17 protein-coding genes are annotated in these 20,278 nt (G+C 45.2%); 12 read left to right on the top strand and 5 right to left on the bottom strand.

Annotated features, from left to right (window positions below):
* Positions 1–5: 5 nt before the first annotated feature.
* Together FTW16_RS09535 and FTW16_RS09530 are read right to left on the bottom strand one after the other, a co-directional pair.
* Positions 6–1,817 carry an IucA/IucC family protein gene (locus FTW16_RS09535; protein ID WP_146490846.1) on the bottom strand — a complete coding sequence of 604 codons (1,812 nt, stop codon included), beginning with the start codon at positions 1,815–1,817 and terminating at the stop codon, positions 6–8.
* Positions 1,814–3,025, bottom strand: coding sequence for an acetyl-CoA carboxylase biotin carboxylase subunit family protein (locus FTW16_RS09530; RefSeq protein WP_146490845.1), 1,212 nt, complete (start codon positions 3,023–3,025; stop codon positions 1,814–1,816). The genes FTW16_RS09535 and FTW16_RS09530 overlap by 4 nt, the downstream gene beginning before the upstream one ends.
* Before the next feature lie 240 nt (positions 3,026–3,265).
* On the opposite strand from FTW16_RS09530, the gene FTW16_RS09525 reads away from it, so the two are divergent.
* From FTW16_RS09525 to FTW16_RS09495, 7 genes are all read left to right on the top strand, one after another.
* A complete protein-coding gene (locus FTW16_RS09525; protein WP_146490844.1) occupies positions 3,266–5,302 on the top strand; it encodes a TonB-dependent receptor in 2,037 nt (678 codons plus the stop codon).
* 202 nt (positions 5,303–5,504) lie between these two features.
* Positions 5,505–7,634 (top strand): TonB-dependent receptor family protein, encoded by a 2,130-nt coding sequence (locus FTW16_RS09520; RefSeq protein WP_146490843.1) that lies wholly within the window; start codon positions 5,505–5,507, stop codon positions 7,632–7,634.
* An 87-nt stretch (positions 7,635–7,721) separates the two neighbouring features.
* Positions 7,722–8,699 carry a Fe(3+) dicitrate ABC transporter substrate-binding protein gene (locus tag FTW16_RS09515; RefSeq protein ID WP_146490842.1) on the top strand — a complete coding sequence of 326 codons (978 nt, stop codon included), beginning with the start codon at positions 7,722–7,724 and terminating at the stop codon, positions 8,697–8,699.
* Entirely contained in the window at positions 8,696–9,730 is a 1,035-nt protein-coding gene (locus tag FTW16_RS09510) for a FecCD family ABC transporter permease (RefSeq protein ID WP_146490841.1), read from the top strand. The genes FTW16_RS09515 and FTW16_RS09510 overlap by 4 nt, the downstream gene beginning before the upstream one ends.
* A complete protein-coding gene (locus FTW16_RS09505; RefSeq protein ID WP_146490840.1) occupies positions 9,730–10,701 on the top strand; it encodes a FecCD family ABC transporter permease in 972 nt (323 codons plus the stop codon). Before FTW16_RS09510 ends, FTW16_RS09505 begins: the two co-directional genes overlap by 1 nt.
* A gap of 2 nt (positions 10,702–10,703) precedes the next feature.
* The gene (gene fecE, locus FTW16_RS09500; RefSeq protein WP_146490839.1) at positions 10,704–11,468 is read left to right on the top strand and encodes a Fe(3+) dicitrate ABC transporter ATP-binding protein FecE; all 765 of its coding nucleotides are present in this window, start codon (positions 10,704–10,706) and stop codon (positions 11,466–11,468) included.
* Between the two features lie 228 nt (positions 11,469–11,696).
* Positions 11,697–12,119, top strand: coding sequence for a VOC family protein (locus FTW16_RS09495; RefSeq protein WP_146490838.1), 423 nt, complete (start codon positions 11,697–11,699; stop codon positions 12,117–12,119).
* Positions 12,120–12,232: 113 nt separating this feature from the next.
* On the opposite strand, the gene FTW16_RS09490 is transcribed toward FTW16_RS09495, so the two are convergent.
* The gene (locus FTW16_RS09490) at positions 12,233–13,132 is read right to left on the bottom strand and encodes a DMT family transporter (RefSeq protein WP_146490837.1); all 900 of its coding nucleotides are present in this window, start codon (positions 13,130–13,132) and stop codon (positions 12,233–12,235) included.
* A 267-nt stretch (positions 13,133–13,399) separates the two neighbouring features.
* Here FTW16_RS09490 and FTW16_RS09485 point away from each other — a divergent pair, with 267 nt between their 5' ends.
* Entirely contained in the window at positions 13,400–14,800 is a 1,401-nt protein-coding gene (locus FTW16_RS09485) for an alpha-amylase family protein (RefSeq protein WP_146490836.1), read from the top strand.
* A gap of 92 nt (positions 14,801–14,892) precedes the next feature.
* Here the strand turns inward: FTW16_RS09485 and FTW16_RS09480 are convergent, their stop codons facing one another.
* Positions 14,893–15,885 (bottom strand): LysR family transcriptional regulator, encoded by a 993-nt coding sequence (locus FTW16_RS09480; RefSeq protein ID WP_146490835.1) that lies wholly within the window; start codon positions 15,883–15,885, stop codon positions 14,893–14,895.
* 100 nt (positions 15,886–15,985) lie between these two features.
* On the opposite strand from FTW16_RS09480, the gene FTW16_RS09475 reads away from it, so the two are divergent.
* On the top strand, positions 15,986–17,338 hold the full coding sequence (locus FTW16_RS09475) for an MATE family efflux transporter (RefSeq protein ID WP_146490834.1): 1,353 nt from the start codon (positions 15,986–15,988) through the stop codon (positions 17,336–17,338).
* Positions 17,339–17,520: 182 nt separating this feature from the next.
* Here the strand turns inward: FTW16_RS09475 and FTW16_RS09470 are convergent, their stop codons facing one another.
* A complete protein-coding gene (locus tag FTW16_RS09470) occupies positions 17,521–17,958 on the bottom strand; it encodes a Spy/CpxP family protein refolding chaperone (RefSeq protein ID WP_146490833.1) in 438 nt (145 codons plus the stop codon).
* A gap of 211 nt (positions 17,959–18,169) precedes the next feature.
* Between FTW16_RS09470 and FTW16_RS09465 the strand changes: the two genes are divergently transcribed.
* The 3 genes from FTW16_RS09465 (at position 18,170) to FTW16_RS09455 (ending at position 20,162) form a co-directional block, all read left to right on the top strand.
* Complete coding sequence (locus FTW16_RS09465; RefSeq protein ID WP_146490832.1) at positions 18,170–18,415, top strand: hypothetical protein; 246 nt, start codon at positions 18,170–18,172, stop codon at positions 18,413–18,415.
* Between the two features lie 303 nt (positions 18,416–18,718).
* Positions 18,719–19,723 (top strand): response regulator, encoded by a 1,005-nt coding sequence (locus FTW16_RS09460; RefSeq protein WP_076654939.1) that lies wholly within the window; start codon positions 18,719–18,721, stop codon positions 19,721–19,723.
* Between the two features lies 1 nt (position 19,724).
* Complete coding sequence (locus tag FTW16_RS09455; RefSeq protein ID WP_048606084.1) at positions 19,725–20,162, top strand: PAS domain-containing protein; 438 nt, start codon at positions 19,725–19,727, stop codon at positions 20,160–20,162.
* Positions 20,163–20,278 lie beyond the last annotated feature (116 nt).

Genomic DNA, 20,278 nt, shown 5'->3' with positions numbered 1-20,278 from the left:
ATGGGTTAACTCACGCTCTGCTTGATGTTTTCAAGGTAAGCGTGTTGTGCTTCTTCGCTGGTTAGCCATAAAAAGTTCGGTGCTGACAAGCCATAAAATTTATTGATATCGCTTGCGCCAGATGCCTCTTTAGACAACAAGCTCCCCGAGCTCAATAGATACTTAGCGTATAGGTTGGGTGATTCAAACAACATCTCGTTTGCGAGCTTGGTGTTGTGTCCTTGTTTGTCCAACTGGCTAAGCTGTTGTGAGAGGCTATTGGCGACCATCTCATACAGATAAGCTGACGTGGCGATTCCTTTCGTCGCCATTGCTTCCACAATCGCGGCAATGTCTAACTGCAAAGTAATGGTGGTAAACATCTGACCAAGAGCAAGCTCGCTGTCTACTGTGATGCGTTGATCTAAAAGATGATCGCATTTTACGGGCGATTGTTGCTCAAACGTTTGGAAACGCTCTGGCCAAATACGCGCTGCATCGTTGTCTTTCATGGCTAAGGTCATCTTACCTTGCTCATCGAATGCGATGATGGCGTTCTGTTGGTTAGACTCCAAAGCGATACCGTAACGAACCCACAATGTAAGGTGCACTTTGCATAGCAGATCAACGTAATCTTTAAACCAAGTCAGCGTATCTTGCTGATAATACTGCTCGGCGAGATGTTCCAAGAACAAACGTCCATCAGGCATTGGACTAGCAAGGGCAGCCACAGGCACCAGTGCTTTGTCTTGGAAGTAGCTCCGCGGGTATTCACGCACAATATAAGCAAAGGTCTTATCGTCTCCAATATGGCCGCCATGTTTCTCATTACAATGGAAAAGCGTGCCGTGTAAGTCTTGATCTGTTTGTTCTAAGTGCGTCAATAAACGTTCAAACCAATGCCCATCATAAAGTGTGGATGGTTTAATTAGGCGAATGTTTTTAGTACCTAAAGACCGCATGATCAGCGGCACCTTGATGTGGATCTGTGGTGCTTGATTCACGACCACAGTACGTACTGATAAAGTTGGAGTCACCTCTAGGTATGTAACCGGAGCTTTGATAACACCGTCAGGAAGTCCATCAAGACTCCTTAGTGTCAATGGATGTGCGGGGAATAACTCATGGCTAAGAGCAAAGTCGGCGGGCAGACCCACTTGCTCCATCGTTGGCCAACATTCAGGTGGTGGACTGGTCAATGTAACCAGTGACTTTTCGATTGCGAGCCAACGAAGTTCAAAGCTTTGTGCAAATTCTGGCGCAAATTGTTCTAGATCGTGATCGCTTAAACCGAACTTAGCACGTGCTGTCGGGTAGTAAGGGTGGTCAAGATAGGATGCGATTTGATCGGCACGCAATAGCTTTTGCTCCCAACGCTCTAGTTGAGAAATCGGCAGCATGAGTGATTCGGATTGCTGACTGAAGGCGCTATCACACAATTCCTTGTGTTTTTCTGCGCATTCGAGTTCTTGTAAATAACCATCTAATAACGAATGCGAGCTTTCGTGAGCACCTGCTTTCAATAATTCGATCCAATCTTGATAGTGCAGCTGTGCTTCAACGACACCATTTCTCTCGATGAGCCAACCATCACCTTTCGAACTATCTGTTTGGCCGTATACCCAACGCTGCATGTAATAGCTCGGAGTAACGGGCAAGTAGAGTGTAAAGTCTGAACCCGCAAAAATAGCCCAAATTTGATTACGAGGATAAGAAGATAACTTGAGTGAACTCGGGAGCTGAGATTCAAATCGGCTTTGAGAAACTAATCCGAACAAATCTTCACGTAAGCAAGTATCGACTAAGCGTTGAGTGAGGTATAACGCGTTTTCATTCATGCTGTTACCTCGTTTTTTGATGTTAGATTGAAGCGAGAGATTGTCTGTTGTAGTGCGGGTTCTAGAGTTTGACCAGAAGGGGAAACGACCGAAATTCTCGCTAAGTAATCCTTGTTGGAATAACTTTGTTGGAACGTCTCACCAACCTTTTTAAGCACTTGCTGCTGAATGACAATATCGCCCTCTTGGTGAATGAAAGAGGCTGATGAGCCTTCAATTAAACCGCTTTGTTTGGCCACTACATAGTGCACATGGGCACTGCCATCAATACGAAATGTAGGGTCAAGCTTGTGACCCAAGTGAAGATTTAAGATGGTATTGAACCAATTCCCGCCACTGAGGTTATCAAGCAAAAATTCCCGGCCATCACCAATACTTCGATAGTTGATCTCGACCAGTACCGGCCCCGAATCTGTGATAATGAACTCGCTATGACAGACACCAAACCCCACCCCGAACTCTTGAAGCTGACGTATACATTCATCACGGTAGTGCACGCTGTTAATACCATTCCAACTCGCCGCTGTTTCGATGAAGTAAGGTGGCGCAGAGAGTTCTACATCGAACCCACCAAGTGCGATCAAATTTTCCCCGTCGCCGATGGTTTCGACAGTGATAAGCGGACCTTGTAAAAACGCCTCAACTAAAATGGGAGTAGTAGGGTACTTTTGCCAAAACGCATCGCAATAGTTATCCAGCTCAGCCGCAGAATCGCAGCGCTGCACGTCTAAACTAGCCACGCCTTCCTTGGGCTTCGCAACGACAGGAAAATCGAAATCGAATATAGAAGCGCTCTCTCGACTTAACAAAACACTTCGAGTATTAGGTAACGATTTTTCGTTGAGAACCTGACGAGTTAAGTATTTGTTTTTCGCCTTAATCGTCACGTTCCAATCTTTAGCGGGTAAACCAAAGAACTGTGCACAGATTGCAGTGGAAGTTTGTAGGTGGTCGCTATTACTGAAAACAGCATTAGGCGCTAGATTTTTCTCGGTGATGATTTCGATGAGTTCAAGAGGGTTGAAGACATCGCATTCTAAAATTTCATCGGGATTAAAGCGCTCATCATCACTGCTCAATTTCAGGTGGTTGAGCTTGTGATCTGTGATCAAAACGACGTGAAGACCCATCGCCTTTGCGGTAGGTACGAAGCCGTGAGTGACTGCATCATTCACGACGTGACTTACGATAATAATCGTAGATTTCATGGGGCTTTCCTAATTTTAAAACGTTGTTGTCGCCTGCTCACAACTCGCTTTCAAGTGCTCTCTTTCGGGGTTAAAAGAAAGAGAATTTTTCTATCTTATTGTTTTTATTGATTCTTATGTCATTAGTGGTGTTGCATATTGCTAGGCAAATATAGATCAAAAAATATATATTGCAAATATAAATGATATTTGTTCTTATTCGCAATAATGTAATTTTATAAACTAAAACGGAATTAGAAAATGAACATGAGATTGACCTTGTCTCCTCTTGCTTTGGCAATTGGCGGAGCCTTAACGGCGGCGGCTGGTGTGTCAACTGCAGTGGCGGAAGAACAAGTCACTGTAGATGAAACAGTGCAAATTATTGGCCATCAATACGAAGGTTATGCAGAGCACATGCCTCAGTCAGGAACCAAAACGGATGTCGAGTGGTTAGATGTACCGCAAGCGGTATCTGTGGTTACAAAGACAGAAATGGAAGATCGTGGTGCTGTACGTTTAGTGGATGCTCTAGATGGTGTTGCAGGGGTGAACAATACTCTCGGTGAAGGTAGCCGAGACCAATTCGTGATTCGTGGTTTTGATTCGTTAAATGACATGTATCGTGATGGTATGCGTGATGATGGAACGTTGCAGTCGTATCGCAGCCTAGCCAATATTGAGCGTGTTGAAGTGGTAAAAGGCCCAGCCGGTGCACTTTATGGCCGAGGTTCTGCGGGCGGTATCATCAACTTGGTAACGAAACGCGCTAACGGTGACAATTTCACCAACGTAAATGGCAGTGTAGGCAGCAACAGTCAGTTTGTGGGTCAAGTTGACAGCTCTATGGCGTTTTCAGATAAGGTTAATGGCCGTATCAACGTGGAACATCGACAAGCGGACTCTTACGTCGATCATGTCGATTCCAATGATTTCTTTATTGCCCCAACCATTCGAGTGATGCCTTCTGATGGACACATTATCGATCTCGATGTTGAATATTCTCACCAAGAACTGGTGCCATATCGTGGTGTTCCATCTAAAAATGGCAAACCTGTTTATGTCTCAGAGAGTACTTTCTACGGTGGCACCAACGATTATCAAGAGTCAGACAGTATTCGTGTGGGCGTTGACTATGAGTGGCGTTTGAACAGCGAATGGGCATGGACAAACCGCGCAGCGTATAACCATATCGAGCTTGAACAAAAAGGCACGCGTCAAGGCACGGTAACAGGGGATCAAGTATCTCAAACCGTGAACAACTTCGGTTATGATCCTCGTACCACGACAACACTACAGTCTGAGTTGGTTTGGGAAACGGACTCTAACCAAATGATGATTGGTGCCGATTACAACCAGATTAATATCGATCTCACTCTCGCAAGCGACAAAACCTTACCTTCGAAAGATATCTATAATCCTGTTGCAGGTCCAACACCTGATCCGGGTTTCAAACCTTTCCGTGATAACACGACCACGACCACTGGCGTCTACATTCAAGACGTTTACACCTTTGGTGATCTTTCAGTGATCGGTAATGTGCGTTACGACTCGATGGAGCTTGAGCAGCAAAAAGCGGGCTCAGCAAAAGAGAACCTCGACGATAACAAAGTGAGCTACCGCGGTGGTTTGGTCTACCGAATCAACAACGATATGTCCGTGTACGCAAGCTTAGCTCGTTCATGGCAACTGCCTTACTCAGGTATCTACATCAACCCTAAATTAGCTGAATTCTTCCACACCGATCTAAAAGAGATTGGCGCAAAAGCTTACCTATTAGATAACGCTTTGATGCTGAATGCCGCGGTCTTCCAAATCGATCAAGAGCAACCAGAAACCAATACAGACGGAGACGTGGTCAACAAGATTGAAGCGCGTCACCAAGGTATTGAACTGGAAGCTCGCGGTCAGATAACAGAGCAATGGGACATTTCGGTTGGATATAGCTATCTCGATGCGGAAGACAAAGAGACAGGCAAAAAGCCAAATGATGTGTCTGACCACCTGTTCTCACTTTGGAGTACTTACCAGCTAGACGACAACTGGCGTTTAGGTGGTGGTGTGAAATATGTTGGCGACCGTTACGCAGGTAATGATGAAGCGGTAGCTCTGGGTGACTACACCACGGTTGACTTGATGGCAGCGTACACCACGGGTCGTCACAAAGTTCAAGCGAATGCTTACAACGTGCTTAATGAGAAATACATTCTGGGCGCAACCAACGGCACGTCTGGTACTAACCAGATTGGTTACGGAGCGCCAGCCGAATTTATGCTCAGTTACGGCTATCAGTTTTAAAAGCTAATTATGTTCTAAGAGCTAGTTCAGTTCTAGGAGTTAGCTCATTTCTAAGAGCTATTTTAACTCTAAAAACGATTGATTTATTCGCTACGAATGAATGAACAGTTGGCTTCATTTTGAGGCCGTTTAGCCCATAGGATCAAAGCGCCGAATCGTAAACATGGCCTTTGACCCTAACTTGCCTATTTAGGAGATTTTCATGCCTTACCAGAATTTGGATGGTAAACCCTGTACTCAATCACATCAAAAGTTGCGTCTAAGTGCCCTTGCAATGGCCATCGCTTCAGTGACTTCCATGGGCGCATTTGCCGCGTCAGATCCACAAACGACGACCATGGAAACGGTTGTCGTGACGGGCAGCTTGATCGGTAATTCAGAACTTGAGGATGTGAAAGAGTATCCGGGAGCTCGTACTGTTCTGACTAATGAACAAATTAAAAAGACTGGCGCACTCTCGATTGACTCTGCCTTCCAAAGTGTACCGGGCATTAAGGTTCAAGACGAAACGGGCACCGGTGTTTTGCCTAACATCTCAGTGCGTGGTTTGAAAGCGAGTCGCAGTGGGCACGCTCAATTCCTCATGGATGGTGTTCCTCTTACACTGGCGCCGTATGGTCACACAGGACAATCAATTTTCCCTGTAACGCTGTCGATGCTTGATCGTATTGATATTGTGCGAGGCGGTGCGGCGGTTCAGTACGGACCAAACAACGTCGGTGGTGTGATCAACTTGGTGACCAAGCCTATTCCACATGAGTGGCAAACGGAAATCAGTAATCGCTTTACTGTATTCGAGGATGGCGATACGCCGCTCAACGACTTTTACCTGCGAACGGGTGGTTGGTTAACCGATACGCTGGCACTTCAAGTCGAAGGTAATTTCCTAAAAGGTGAAAGTTTCCGTGAACATTCAGACACTGATGTCAAAAACTTCCAAGCGAAGTTGCAGTGGTTACTGAGTGATACTCAAGAGTTACAAGCTTTCGTGCAGCGTTATGATGCAGACACGCAAATGCCGGGTGCTTTATCGCCAGAAGATTACAAGAATGATCGCACCCAATCGAAGCGACCATATGATGAATACCAAGGTAAATCGACGCGTTGGAGCCTAAAGTATTTGCATGATTTGAACATTGCCGATAGTGCAGAGCTAGAGATACTGACATTTGGTCACCGCTCTGAGCGTTTCTTCCAATGGGGCTTTAATAGTGCGGGCGGCCACTGGGCGGATCCTGCATTACCATCAACCGATATTCGCACGTCACCACGTGAATTTGCTGTTTATGGTGTTGAACCTAAACTCGCGATGTACTTTGACGGAAATACCGTAACGCAAAACGTCATTGTGGGTGCACGCTATGTTAACGAAGATATTGATTACAAGCTGACTCAAACGCCAATTGCTGGTGGTGCTACAACAACCCCACGTGACTGGCACTTAGATACTGACGCTTTTGCTGGTTACATCAGCAATGAAATCGGCCTGTTCAATGACGTACTGAAAGTCACGCCGGGTATTCGTTACGAATCGATTGATATGACGTTTGATGATCTGGGTACAGCACAGAGCACAGACAACAAAGTGACGGAATGGCTTCCTGGCTTAACTTTGGCATACCATCTGACTGAACAATGGGTTGGTTACACCAATGCACAGAAATCTTTGCGTGCACCACAAATTGCTTACATCCGTGGTAAAGGTGAAGAGGGCAGTGAGCTAGCGTGGAACTACGAGTTGGGTGCTCGCTACAACCAAGATTCAACCAGCTTTAACATCGCACTTTACCGCATTGATTTTGAAGATCAGCTGCAATGGCAAAGTGCTACCCAAACTTTCGATAACATTGGTAAAACCCTTCATCAAGGTGTTGAGCTCTCTGGTCGTTACGTGCCGCAAGCGATGCAAGCTTTGAGTTTGGGCGCCGGCTATAACTACCTAGATGCAACGTTAGAGGAAGAGGGGGCAAATAAGGGCAATCAACTTCCTTATACGTCTAAACATCAATTTAGTTGGGATGCGACTTACGCCTTTAGCAAGGTAGATACGACTTTGTCTGGTTACTACTTCAGCGAGTCTTACTCTGACAATGCGAATACAAGTGCCGAAGATGCAACGGGCGCGACAGGTAAAGTGCCTGCCTACATGGTCTGGAACTTTAACCTAGGTTCGGATTTGTACAAGGATGAAAACAGTAAGCTGCGCATGAACCTTGCGGTGAACAACTTGTTTGATGAGGACTATTACTTCCGCGGTATTGATACCAGTCCAGTTGGTCGTTATCCAGCCCCAGGACGTTCTTACACTTTGGATCTGAATTATCAGTTCTAATACGTAATTTATTGAAAGTAATAACGAATAAAAGTCGCCAATACTCTTGGCGACTTTCACGGTTCTAGCGTTTAAGGAAAATTAAATATGGAAAACAGCTCTCGCCTTTTGTTTTCGAATCCATTGCTGCTGTCGAACGGACTGCTGTCATTCAATAAGCAGTGTTTATTCAGCAGGATAGCGATAACCTTAACTTTGCTGATTTTAAGCTTGTTCTCACTCTCCAGTTCAGCACAAACCAGGATCATACAAGATGAGCAAGGTCAGTTTGAGATAGCGACTACTCCGCAACGTATTGTGGTGTTGGAGTTTTCATTTGTAGATGCACTCGCTGCGGTGGGTGTTTCTCCTGTTGGTGTTGCGGATGACAATGATGCTTCGCGAGTGATTCCGGCGGTACGCGAATTGGTTCAACCATGGGAATCGGTTGGCATGCGTTCTCAGCCTAGCCTAGAAGCCATTGCGATATTAAAGCCCGACCTGATCATTGCAGATGCAGAGCGTCATCGTACGGTCTATCAAGATCTACAACGCATCGCACCAACTCTGCTGCTCAAAAGCCGTGGTGAGACTTATCAAGAGAATTTGGAGTCTGCGCTCAAGATTGGCATCGTTCTCGACAAGCAATCGTCAATGGACCAACGAATTCAACAACATCAACACGCCATGGCTGAATTCAAAAGTCATTTCTCGCTCAAACAAACCGTCCAATTCGGTGTCGTGTCGGATAAAGGTATGTGGTTACATAGCCCTGCATCTTACGCAGGGGGCGTGCTGACCACATTAGGCATTGCGAGCCCTATTGTGGAACCAACAGAGAAAGCATATTTACCAACCAGCTTTGAGTTGTTGTTGAAAACCAATCCGGATTGGTTGCTTCTTGGTGCTTACTCTCATCCAAATATTGTTGATGATTGGCAGAAAAATCCGTTATTCAATGTACTAACCTCTGCAAAAAAACAGCAAGTTGTAGAAGTGTCACCAGCACTTTGGTCATTGAATCGAGGCATGTTAGCGGCAGAACAAATGGCGAAAAATCTTGAGCAGATCTTGGATCCATCATGAGTACGATGTTGTTCTCTAAAAGTCAGCGATTCTGGCCAATATTGTCGTGGCGAGTCATATTATTTACGGCATTAGTGTTGTGTTTGGCATTATCTGGTTACGCGGCCTCTATGACCGGATGGTCTAATTTCTCTTTAACATTGAGTGACTTGATTCACTACTGGTTTGCGTTTGATGAAAACAATATGACTCATCAAATATTGGCGACACTCAGAGCGCCAAGAGCTTACGCAGGGTTGTTTATTGGTGCGAGTTTGGCCGTCGCTGGGTTATTGATGCAGGGATTAACGCGCAACCCACTCGCGTCTCCGTCGATTCTTGGCATTAACGCTGGCGCAGCCTGTTTTATGGCGTTAGCTGCAATAGGTATACCTGTGGTCAGTGAGCTAAACCCAATCCTTAATGCGGTTCTTGGTGCATTGCTAAGCGGCGGGGCCGTGATGCTCCTCGGTGGTTTTTTCTCCGAACGTTCTCATCCGTTACGTTTGGTTCTCGCAGGTATCGCTATTACAGCGTTATTGATTGGACTGACACGAGCGGCGCTGATTCTTGCTGACGATATGGCTTATAGCGTCTTGCATTGGCTTACGGGTTCACTGTCTAGTGTGGATGATGGGCAATGGCAACAACTTTGGCCGCCTGCAGTGATTGGTTTGGTGTTGGCAATGAGCCTTGCTCGTAACCTCAATTTGCTTGCACTTGGCGAAGAAGTTGCAGTTGGGTTGGGCAGTAATATCAGGCTTACTCGCTTGATTAGTGGATTGACGATTGTGTTGCTTGCCGGAGCAAGTGTCGCTATCGCAGGGCCAATTGGCTTTGTTGGTTTGTTAGTGCCTCCTTTGGTTCGACCTATGGTTGGGCACAATTACCATTTACTGATTCCTATTTCAGCATTGGCAGGCGCAGCATTAGTCTCTTGGTCAGATGCGCTGTCGCGAGCGATTGCTTTCCCGACTGAAACACCCGTTGGTGTTATTACTGCTTTGCTCGGAACACCTTGTTTTATTTTGATTGCGACGAGGAGATCTTAATGCACCATCACACTAAGATAGTTTTGTTATCAGGAATTCTCATATTAGTGGCATCCGCAGGTTTGTTTGTCGGCGCAGCTTCGCTTTCTGTTTCTCAAGTTATCGAACATTTGGTCGCGCTTTCCAGCGACGACTTTGTTATCCATCAGTATCGGCTACCACGTATGTTGCTCGCGATAAGCGTGGGCGCAGGGTTAGGGCTTTCAGGGGTATTAGTGCAAGGCGTGATACGTAATCCATTAGCATCGCCTGATCTTATGGGTATTAGCGCAGGTGCCGGGCTTGCTGCGACAGCGAGTTTAGTTTGGTTCCCCAATGCACCAGTCAGTGTGCTTCCGGTTGTAGCGATGTTCGGTGGGGTATTAGCTGCTGGGCTGATTGCTGTATTGGCATGGTGGTCAAGGCCAACACCCGCCAAATTGGCGCTGATTGGTATTGCGGTGAGTGCGTTTCTGGCTAGTTGTATCGACTTCTTGCTGGTCACCAATCCGATCGAGATAAACACGGCCATGGTATGGCTAACAGGCAGTCTCTGGGGCCGAAATTGGCAGCAAGTCCCGTTTATTTGGAGCGTACTGCTCTTGTTATTACCCATGGCATTATGGCTTGCTTGGCGATTAGATGTGATGGGGCTTGGCGAGGAAAGTGCGACCACATTGGGTACTAAGCCAAAACAGATTCAGGCTCTTGCGTTATTGGCCGCTGTTTTGCTTGCCAGTGTTAGTGTTTCTGTTGCTGGAACGATCAGTTTTGTGGGTTTATTGGCACCTCACTTAGCACGCTTGTTGTTTGGGCATAATCATAAATTGTTAATCCCAGCATCTGCATTGGTAGGGGCAATTCTGGTTACCAGCGCTGATGGGTTGGCCAGAGGTCTACAACCACCTATTGAATTGCCAGCAGGCGTTCTCACGTCTGTGATTGGCGCGCCATATTTCATCTTTCTTCTCTATCGTTATCGAGGTTGGTAACCATGCTTAAAACGCAGAATCTTTCCGTCGCGTACGGCAAACAAACGATCATACCAAACCTGTCTGTTTCTATCCCTAAGGGAAAAATCACCGCATTGATAGGACCTAACGGGTGCGGTAAATCTACCTTGTTAAAGACGTTAGTCAGAATTAACAAGCCAGTGGCTGGAGAGGTGTTGTTTGAAGACAAGCCGCTATCAAGCTATGGCGATAAAGCGCTCGCTCGTTCGTTGTCACTTCTTCCGCAAATCTTGGTCAGTCCGGAAGGCATTACGGTAAGAAAATTGGTCGAATATGGCCGTTCGCCTTATGTCTCTCATTGGGGAAGATTAGGACAGGACGATCAAAGGGTTGTCGATCAAGCAATGCGAGATACAGGTGTGCTCGAGTTTGCTGATAAGCCTGTTGAGTCACTGTCTGGTGGCCAGCGTCAAAGAGCATGGATTGCGATGGTAATTGCACAAGATACGGACGTAGTGATGTTGGATGAACCGACCACATACCTTGATATGTCTCACCAGGTGGAATTAATGAACCTGATGCAACAGATGAATGCCAAAGGAAAAACGGTGGTTGTTGTGTTGCATGATCTTAACCAAGCCAGTCGTTACTGCGATCATTTAGTGGTTTTGGAAAAAGGGTGCTTAATCGCAGAGGGCTCGCCTGATGAGGTGATGACCGAAACTATGCTCAGTAAGGTGTTTGATCTCAAAGCGAGCGTGTTTCGAGACCCCATTTCAAATACACCAATGTGTGTCGCGATTTAGTTACCTGCTCTGAACAACGAGATCACCAAGGCACAAAGAACAGAACACTGGCAAGGAAGGCACATTAGATTAGGTCGTCTAAACTTAAAGTCTGTATGTAGTCAAAGTAGAACAATTTGGGCTCTAAAGACGTTCTCGAAATAAATGCAAATTAGTGCTTTACCTCAACTTAACTTGAGGTATTAGGATATGCAACGTTGCTTACGAGAATACTTTAAGGAGAGAAGAATGATCCAACTTGAACATGTAAATTTAGTGGTAAAGGACATCCCTGAAATGCTGACTTTCTATAAAGCGGCGTTCCCTCATTGGTACGTCCGTGATGAAGGAAAAGGCGAATGGTCGGGTAAACCACGCAATTGGCTGCATTTTGGCGATGAATATCAATATATTGCGTTGAGTGATCACGGCGAAGGTGAAAATAGAGATTTGGCTGGGCACTCTGTTGGCCTCGCACACTTCGCTTATGTGACCCACAATATTGAAAGTGTCACTCAACGTCTTATTGATGCGGGCTTTCCAATTGCCAAACCCGGTGCTGAAGAGCCTTATCGAAAGAATGTCTACTTTGTGGATCCGGCAGGCTTTGAAATCGAGTTCGTTGAATACCTTAGCGATGATCCCAAACTGCGTAATGCTACAAGCGAGTAGAGCCTTTGGGTAGAAAGTACCCAAAAGGGCATTGTGGAATATTCCGCAATGCCCTTTTTAGATCTATTTGATCGCTGATTGGCTAACTGATATTGAGCTCTTTTAGCTGGTGTTTACTTAGTTTTAAACGGCACCAACAGTTGTTTACCAAACACATTGATTAGCGCGCCTGTTACGATTAGGCCACCACCTAGGTAAGTCCAAACTGATGGAATCTCATTGAAGATCCACACGCCTAATAGCGCTGAGAATACGATTTGAACGTATGAGTAAGCCGAAGCCTTGCCTGCAGCTTGGGTTTGCATCGCTTTGGTCAAACCGTATTGGCCTATCTGTGTGAAAATTCCGACCAGAACCAGCATCACGGTAAGGAATAGACTTGGCCACACAAAGTCGTTCCAGATAAGGGTAGTTGAGATTGGTAGAGCAACCAGTGGGAAGTAGAAGATGATGACTGAGCTGTCTTCCGTTTGGCTAAGCTTTCTCACAATCACATAAGCAATTGAGCTACCAAATGCGCCACATAATGCCACCATTATGCTAAATAGCGGTAACTCGCTGCTCGCGCCACTGTTCATGCTTGGCTGTACCATTACTAATAGTCCCGCTAGGCAGAACGCAATGCAGATCATGGTCGATTTTTGGACTCGTTCTTTCAGAAATAGCACACCAAGTAGGGCGGTAAATACAGGGTGAACATATTGTAGAATGGTCGCTTCTGCTAATGGCAAGGTGGTCACAGCGTAGTAAACACACATTAAGGCTGCTGTGCCAACTGCGCCTCGAACAAACAACAAAGGTTTGTTATTTCCCCAGATCGAAATGCCTTTTCGCTTAACGTCGATATAACTGATGATCAAAGACACCAAAGCCCTTGCTGCAACAATTTCGAATACAGGTATGCCGTAGTTGCTGATGTATTTCACACATGCAGACATCAGTGCGAATCCAAAAGCGGAGAGGATCATGAATCGAACCCCAACAGGGATCATTGAAAAAGAGAAAGAGGGCATAAAAATATCAATCGGTTGAGGGAACAGGAATCATAACTTAGTTTAGAAGAGCCGACCAAAGTCTTTGTCTTGTTCTAGTCAACTTGATTCAATTAATTCTCATTTCAGATCGATTCGTTTTTATCCCACATAATATCGGCCATAACACAATTTTATAAAATCAACATCAACAGAAGGTGACGCTAATTCAACTCTGATTTATCGGTCGTTTTAATTGTCGTTCTTAGTCATATCATTCTCGTGAATTTATAATAAGAGATATGTTCTATGAAACCAATCAATACCCTACTCATATCCACGTTCGCACTTTGCTCTTTCAGTTCAGCTACTTATGCAGACACCATCTTGCACGCATTCAACTGGAAGTATTCAGATGTGACTACCAACGCTAATCAAATTGCTCAAGCTGGCTATAAGAAAGTGCTTGTGGCACCTGCAATGAAATCGAGCGGCAGCCAATGGTGGGCGCGTTACCAACCTCAAGATCTTCGAACCATTGATTCTCCTTTGGGAAACAAACAAGATTTAACCGCAATGATTGTCGCACTCAAGGGGGTGGGTGTTGATGTGTATGCCGATGTGGTACTCAACCATATGGCGAATGAAAGCTGGAAGCGAAGTGACTTGGATTACCCTGGCACAGAAGTGCTAAACGATTATGCGAGCCGTTCAAGCTACTTTGCTGACCAGACTCTGTTTGGCAACTTAGCGCAAGGTTTTGTCTCGGCTAACGATTTCCATGCCGCAGGTTGTATTTCAGATTGGAACGATCCTGGTCACGTTCAGTACTGGCGTTTGTGTGGTGCCGATGGCGATGTAGGTTTACCTGACCTTGATCCGAATAACTGGGTGGTTTCACAGCAACGTTTATATCTGAAAGCGCTAAAAGATATGGGGATCAAAGGGTTCCGTATTGATGCGGTAAAACACATGAGCCAGTACCAAATCGATCAGGTATTCACGTCTGAAATTACTGCGAATATGCATGTGTTCGGTGAAGTCATTACCAGCGGTGGAGCAGGGAACAGCGGCTATGAGTCATTCTTAGCGCCGTACCTGAATAATACTAATCACTCCGCGTACGATTTCCCGCTGTTTGCGTCGATTCGCTCGGCATTCTCAATGGGCGGTGGCTTGAACCAACTGCATGATCCAAAAGCGTACGGCCAAGCACTTGATGATAATCGCTCAATTACTTTTTCTATCACACATGATATACCAACCAATGATGGCTTCCGTTACCAAATTATGGACCCACAAGACGAGCAGCTTGCTTACGCTTACATCCTTGGCAAAGATGGCGGCACGCCGTTGATCTACAGTGATGATCTACCGGATTCTGAAGATAAGGATAACGGTCGTTGGGGCAATGTTTGGAATAGTTCGAGTATGAAGAATATGCTGAGTTTCCATAACGCAATGCAAGGCAAATCGATGACGATGATTTCGAGTGACCAATGTACTTTGCTGTTTAAGCGTGGCAAAGAAGGCGTGGTTGGTATTAACAAGTGTGGCGAAACCCGTGGCGTGACGGTTGATACCTACCAACATGAGTTCAATTGGAATGTTCAATACAAAGACGTATTAAGCAGTGCGACAGAAACCATTTCTTCTCGCTACCATACATTCAATCTACCACCACGCAGTGCGCGTATGTTTAAGCTTTAATGCTCACTAAATAAGAGCAATAAACGCCCGGTAGAAAGCATAAGCCGCAGCAAGTTCTGCGGCTTAGTTGTATCTGGGCTTACGGCTTACCGTTACTGATGATCGCTAATAACACCAAACCAATGATTCTGGTGAGCTAATGATTTCAGCAACTCGATCTCTTTTGCTGTCTCTTCTCTAAGCCATTCAATAAGGTCATTGATGATAGGCGTGTGAGTACGCTGGTGCATAAAGTAAGTCCAAGCACTGTGTTGGATTTTTGCATTCTTAGGGCAGTACAAGAAGCCTCGTTGGAGATCTTGTTGTACTAACAATAGATCCGTGACCGTAACGCCTTCACCGGATAAACAGGCACTCAGTGCCATATCTAAAGACAAGAAGCTGGTATTTCTGACGGGTTTCTTTGGTGGGGATTCAACATCGGCCAACCACACTTTCCAGTCGTGATGATCTAAGGTCGGGTGCAACCGTGGCATGGTTAAGATCGAATCGAGATCGGTGTCTTTATTCGTTAAGTTGGTCGAATTAGTTAAGTTGGCAGAATTAGTTAAGTTAGTCGAGCAGACCGGTGCCATGAACTCTTCACGCAAGAAGGTGATGTCAGGTGCCTTGTCATAGCGCTTTTTGAAGCGCGTGTGGAAGATAAGTAGGTCATACTCACTACTATTAATCGATTCGTCTTCTTCAATTACAGGAACAATGACGATCTCATGATCTTGATAACGCTCGTTTAATTCCCGCACTTTAGAGATCAATACTCGCGTCGCGAAACTCAAGGTCGCTTTAATCACAATACGTTTCTGCTTCGGCTCACTCCAAGAGGCGATGACAGCGTCGATATTGCCGTAGCTTTCACGCAAAGCCACATACAAATCATGACCTTGTACCGTTAATTCAATCGCTCGATGCTTACGAATAACCAGTGATGCGTTTAACTCATCTTCAAGCTGTTTGATCTGTCGGCTGATCGCACTTTGTGTCACATGCAGCTCTTCGGCAGCCAGAGTAAAGCTCATCAGCCTTGCAGCTGCTTCGAAGGCTTTTAAGCCATTATGTGATGGTGGCAAGCTAGGATATGGGGTCATAATTCGTTCGCATGAGTTTTTGGAATGTTAGAGTCGCAAATTTATCAATTGAACGCTAGCCCCATCGATCGTATTTTGGGCGAAATTAACTGAGGCGCTCATGAAAAAAATACTCACTCTTGCATTTCCTTTGATCATTTCACAGCTGATTTCTATGGCGTTAGTCCTTACTGATGTTTGGATGATGTCGCGTATCAGTGTGTCAGCCCTTGCGGCTGGTGGCTTAGGTGCCTCTATCTACTTCTTCATCTTTATTATTGCGAGCAGCACTGTCGGTTGTGTCGCGAACCTGATCGCTATTGCTTATGGTCAGCGTGTCGCACGCCCAGAGTTTGGTAATACTCAAATTAGATTGGCGGTGAAAGGCGCAACCATGTTGGCGTTCGTGCTCAGCGTGACCTTAATGGCCAGCTTCTGGTTTGCTCCGTTGGTATTAGAAGCCGCAAAACAGCCGCCAGAAGTGATCACTTTAGCGATGGAATATGTGCATGCCTTGAAGTGGGTGATGCTGCCTTCGCTTATCTTGTTGGTACTGCGTGGCTTAACCAGTGCGTTTGGTAATGTGCGCTCAATTCTCGTGATGTCGATTATCACCGTGATTTTGAATGTACCAGTGAGCTACTTCCTAACCTTCCAATTAGATATGGGTTTAACAGGCTTAGGTTTAGGGACGGCTATTGCTGCATTTATCGTGATGGTTGGATACACGGTTTGGGTGTTCAAACGCGACGAGTTCAAACAGTTTGCTCCTTGGCTAAATACCGAAGAGTACTCCATCAAGCTGATGAGCCCTTTGTTGTTGATGGGTTTACCTATCGGCTTGGCGGCGTTACTTGAGCACGGCTTGATTTATGGTGGCACCTTGATGGCAGGGACGATTAGTATTGCCTCTCTAGCGCTTCATCAAATCTTGCTGCAATGCTTAAGCTTTACTTGGAACTTCAACTTCGGTTTCTCGCAAGCTGCCGCAATTTTAGTAGGCCGTGATTATGGCGCAGGTAACTACGAAGGGATCAAGAGAACCTCGATTCAAAGCTTTATATTGGTATCGGTATTGAGTGTGGCCTTGTCTGCTGTGTTCATCATATGGCCTGAAATGATCGCTTCTATCTTTAAGTTAGACGACGGTACTGGCGCTATGACATCGCTATTGGCTTCTGTTATCTGGGTAGTGGCGTTGTGCTTTATTGTTGATGCTTGGCAATTGTTGGCGATTAACCTGCTAAGAGGGATGAAGATTGTCTCTATGCCAACCGTGATGACAGCCATTGGTTACTGGATGTTTGGCCTGCCTGCTGCTTGGTACTTGATGCCAAAATTCGAGCTAGCAGGGATCTGGGGTGGAATCGGCGTTGGTTTGGGTGTGACCGGTATTCTGCTGCTTATCCAATTGATGCGTGTCATCCAAAAGAACAGCCAATCTCCAGATTTGTCGAATCATGCTTATACGTGATTTGCTAATGGTGCACTGAACACAAAAAAGCCGCAGTCATTAAAGTGACTGCGGCTTTTTTATCTATTCCGATTCTCCTTTTTTGGGGGAGAGAGAAGAATCAATATCAGGATTAGGTGCAGCTATTTTCTACCAGACGATTTATTGCCAGGCTACTTTCTACCAAACTGCTTTCTACCAAACTATTTTCCACCAGAGAGCGCTGACTTCATCATCGTCTTAAATTGCTCTTTTTGTTCTTCAGTTAATACGTTATAGATGTTGTTCTTTAGACGCATTTCTTGCATCACCATCGACTTCTCGGTTGCTTGGACAGTGTCGATGATCTTTTCCATCTCGGCTTCATTGAAATCAGGTTGAGTCACAAGGCTGATCTGTTTCTTCTTGAGTTCTATCGCACTATCCATGTCAATCTGTGTTCTATCAGACTGATAGTCTTCAATAAGTGAGATGACTTCCGCATGTTGTGCTTCACTTAGGTTTAAAGAAGCAATAACCATTTGCAGTGGGCTCACTGCTGGTTGTGGCGGCTGTTGTGGTGATGATGCACTCACAAACGGAGCGGTAACAAGTAGAGCTGAAGCAGTTAATACACAAAGTGACTTTTTCAGTGATTTCATTGAGTTTCTCCTGTTAGTGGAAACATGAGTATAGATGGCGAAGCTGAACTCGATATGAACATGTCGTTCAGTTTAATTCGCAGAGCTCGTGCTTTCATTTAGTTACATTCATCTAGGCACGGAACGACTTAGACCTTGGTCTTACAGAAACCGAGCTAAAAGGTGACTAGAATGACTGAAGTTGCTCACCGTTTTATCAAGGAATACACAAATGGAAGTTGGATTGTTCTGGGCTGAAAAAGGGATGTTGGTGTTTGGCGCACTGTTTGTTTTGACGAGCATGATGCAGTACGGAAGACGCAGTAGCGATTGGAAAGGCGTGATTACTATGTTCTACAAGCGTATCCCAATGAATATTGCGGAATACAAATGGTACCGTTTGGGTATCGCGTTGTTGGTTTTTGCCGTGATCATCCGCTTCGCATTGTTGATTTTATGGCCTACCTATCAGTTCTAGCTCTTCACACTATCTCTCTTATCATGGGTCATAAAGCCAAAATGAATGAGTAAACCAAGCCTTAATAAACCCGCTTATTAAGGCTGCTATTAAATAAAATAGTCCTATTATTCAACAATAAGGAGTGACTATTACCTTTGTAGCATATTGTTTTTCATGAAGAATAATACGAAATAATAGCTTGCCCAATTGTTTCATCATTCTTACTAATAATCTGCACATAAATCCATTCACCCCGTACCTGATACCATAATGTTCTGTTACACTCGTTCGAATTAGCTTTAATTTGTCAGTGGTGCATTTATGTCATTCCCAGTTCTTATATGTGATGATTCTGCGTTAGCAAGGAAGCAGATGGCTCGATCACTGCCTAGTTCTTTAAATGCAGATATAACTTTTGCTGTTCATGGGCTTAATGCACTTGAAGAGTTAGCTCAAAACCAGTTCAAACTGATGTTCCTCGACCTCACCATGCCGGAATTAGATGGTTATGGCACATTGGAAGAGATGCAACGTTTAGGTGATACCACACCCGTTGTGGTGGTTTCTGGTGATATCCAACCAAAAGCGCAGCAGAAGGTCATGGACCTTGGTGCTAAAGCGTTTTTGCAAAAGCCGATCGATAAAGAAGCGTTAAAAGCCATTTTACGTGAGCATGTTGAGCCGCCAAAACAGCCTCAACTCGTTATCCCTGCTGCTTTAGAGCTGCCAATACTGCGCCGTCGCGATATTTATATGGAAGTCGCGAATGTGGCGATAGGCCGTGCAGCTGATGCACTTGCTCGTCACTTTAATGTGTTCGTTCATTTACCATTACCAAACGTGAACATCTTCGAAGTGAGTGAATTGCACATGGCACTTCGCGACCTAGCCGACAACGACCAAGTGTCGGGTGTTTGCCAAGGCTTCAGCGGAGAAGGCATTGCAGGTGAAGCACTAGTATTACTGAGTGATTCCAGTGTGAGCGATCTTAAAAAGCTCATGAAGGTGCCAACCGAAAGCGAACAGCTTGAAGAACTAGAATTGCTGATGGATGTATCGAATATCCTTGTTGGCTCATTCCTTAATGGGTTAGGGGAGCAATCAGAAGTTCGTTTCTTCCAAAGCTCTCCAGTTCTGCTCGGCCAACACATTTCTATTGACTCTGTCATTGAGAATACCAGTGGCTCGTTTAAGAAAACCATGACCTTCGAAGTCAGCTATAACATTGATGGCACTTCTATCCGTTGTGACCTTCTGTTTATGTTCGTTGACGAATCTCTGCCTCTTCTAGACAACAAATTGGCCTACCTAATGGAGGAGTTTTAATATGCTGAATCTTCCTGCTGAATTTGAACAGTTTCACTGGATGGTGGATATGGTTCAAAACGTCGATATGGGGCTGGTGGTTATCAACCGTGACTTTCAGGTACAAGTTTGGAATGGTTTTATGACGCACCATAGCGGTAAGCAATCGCATGATGCTATTGGTAAGTCTATCTTTGAACTGTTCCCTGAAATTCCTGAAGAGTGGTTTAGGCTCAAGACCAAGCCGGTTTACGATTTAGGCTGTCGCAGCTTCATTACATGGCAACAAAGGCCTTATCTGTTTAAGTGTCGTAATGTTCGCCCTGTAACTCAACAAGCCGACTTTATGTACCAGAACGTGACATTAAACCCGATGCGCTCGCCAACAGGGCAAGTCACCTCATTATTCCTGTCTATTCAAGATGCGACTGCAGAAGCGTTAGTCTCTCAAAAGAACTAGATCGTTCTATTCGCTAAACAACGCTTTCCTGCGCGTGTATTAGAATCAGTCTAATCAGCGAATAAAAAAGGCTAAGGTTTATCACCTTAGCCATTTTTTTGCTTTCTATTCTTCAA

Source organism: Vibrio sp. T20, assembly GCF_007858795.1.
Lineage (GTDB): Bacteria > Pseudomonadota > Gammaproteobacteria > Enterobacterales > Vibrionaceae > Vibrio > Vibrio satsumensis.
This window is presented reverse-complemented; position numbering and strand designations above follow the sequence as displayed.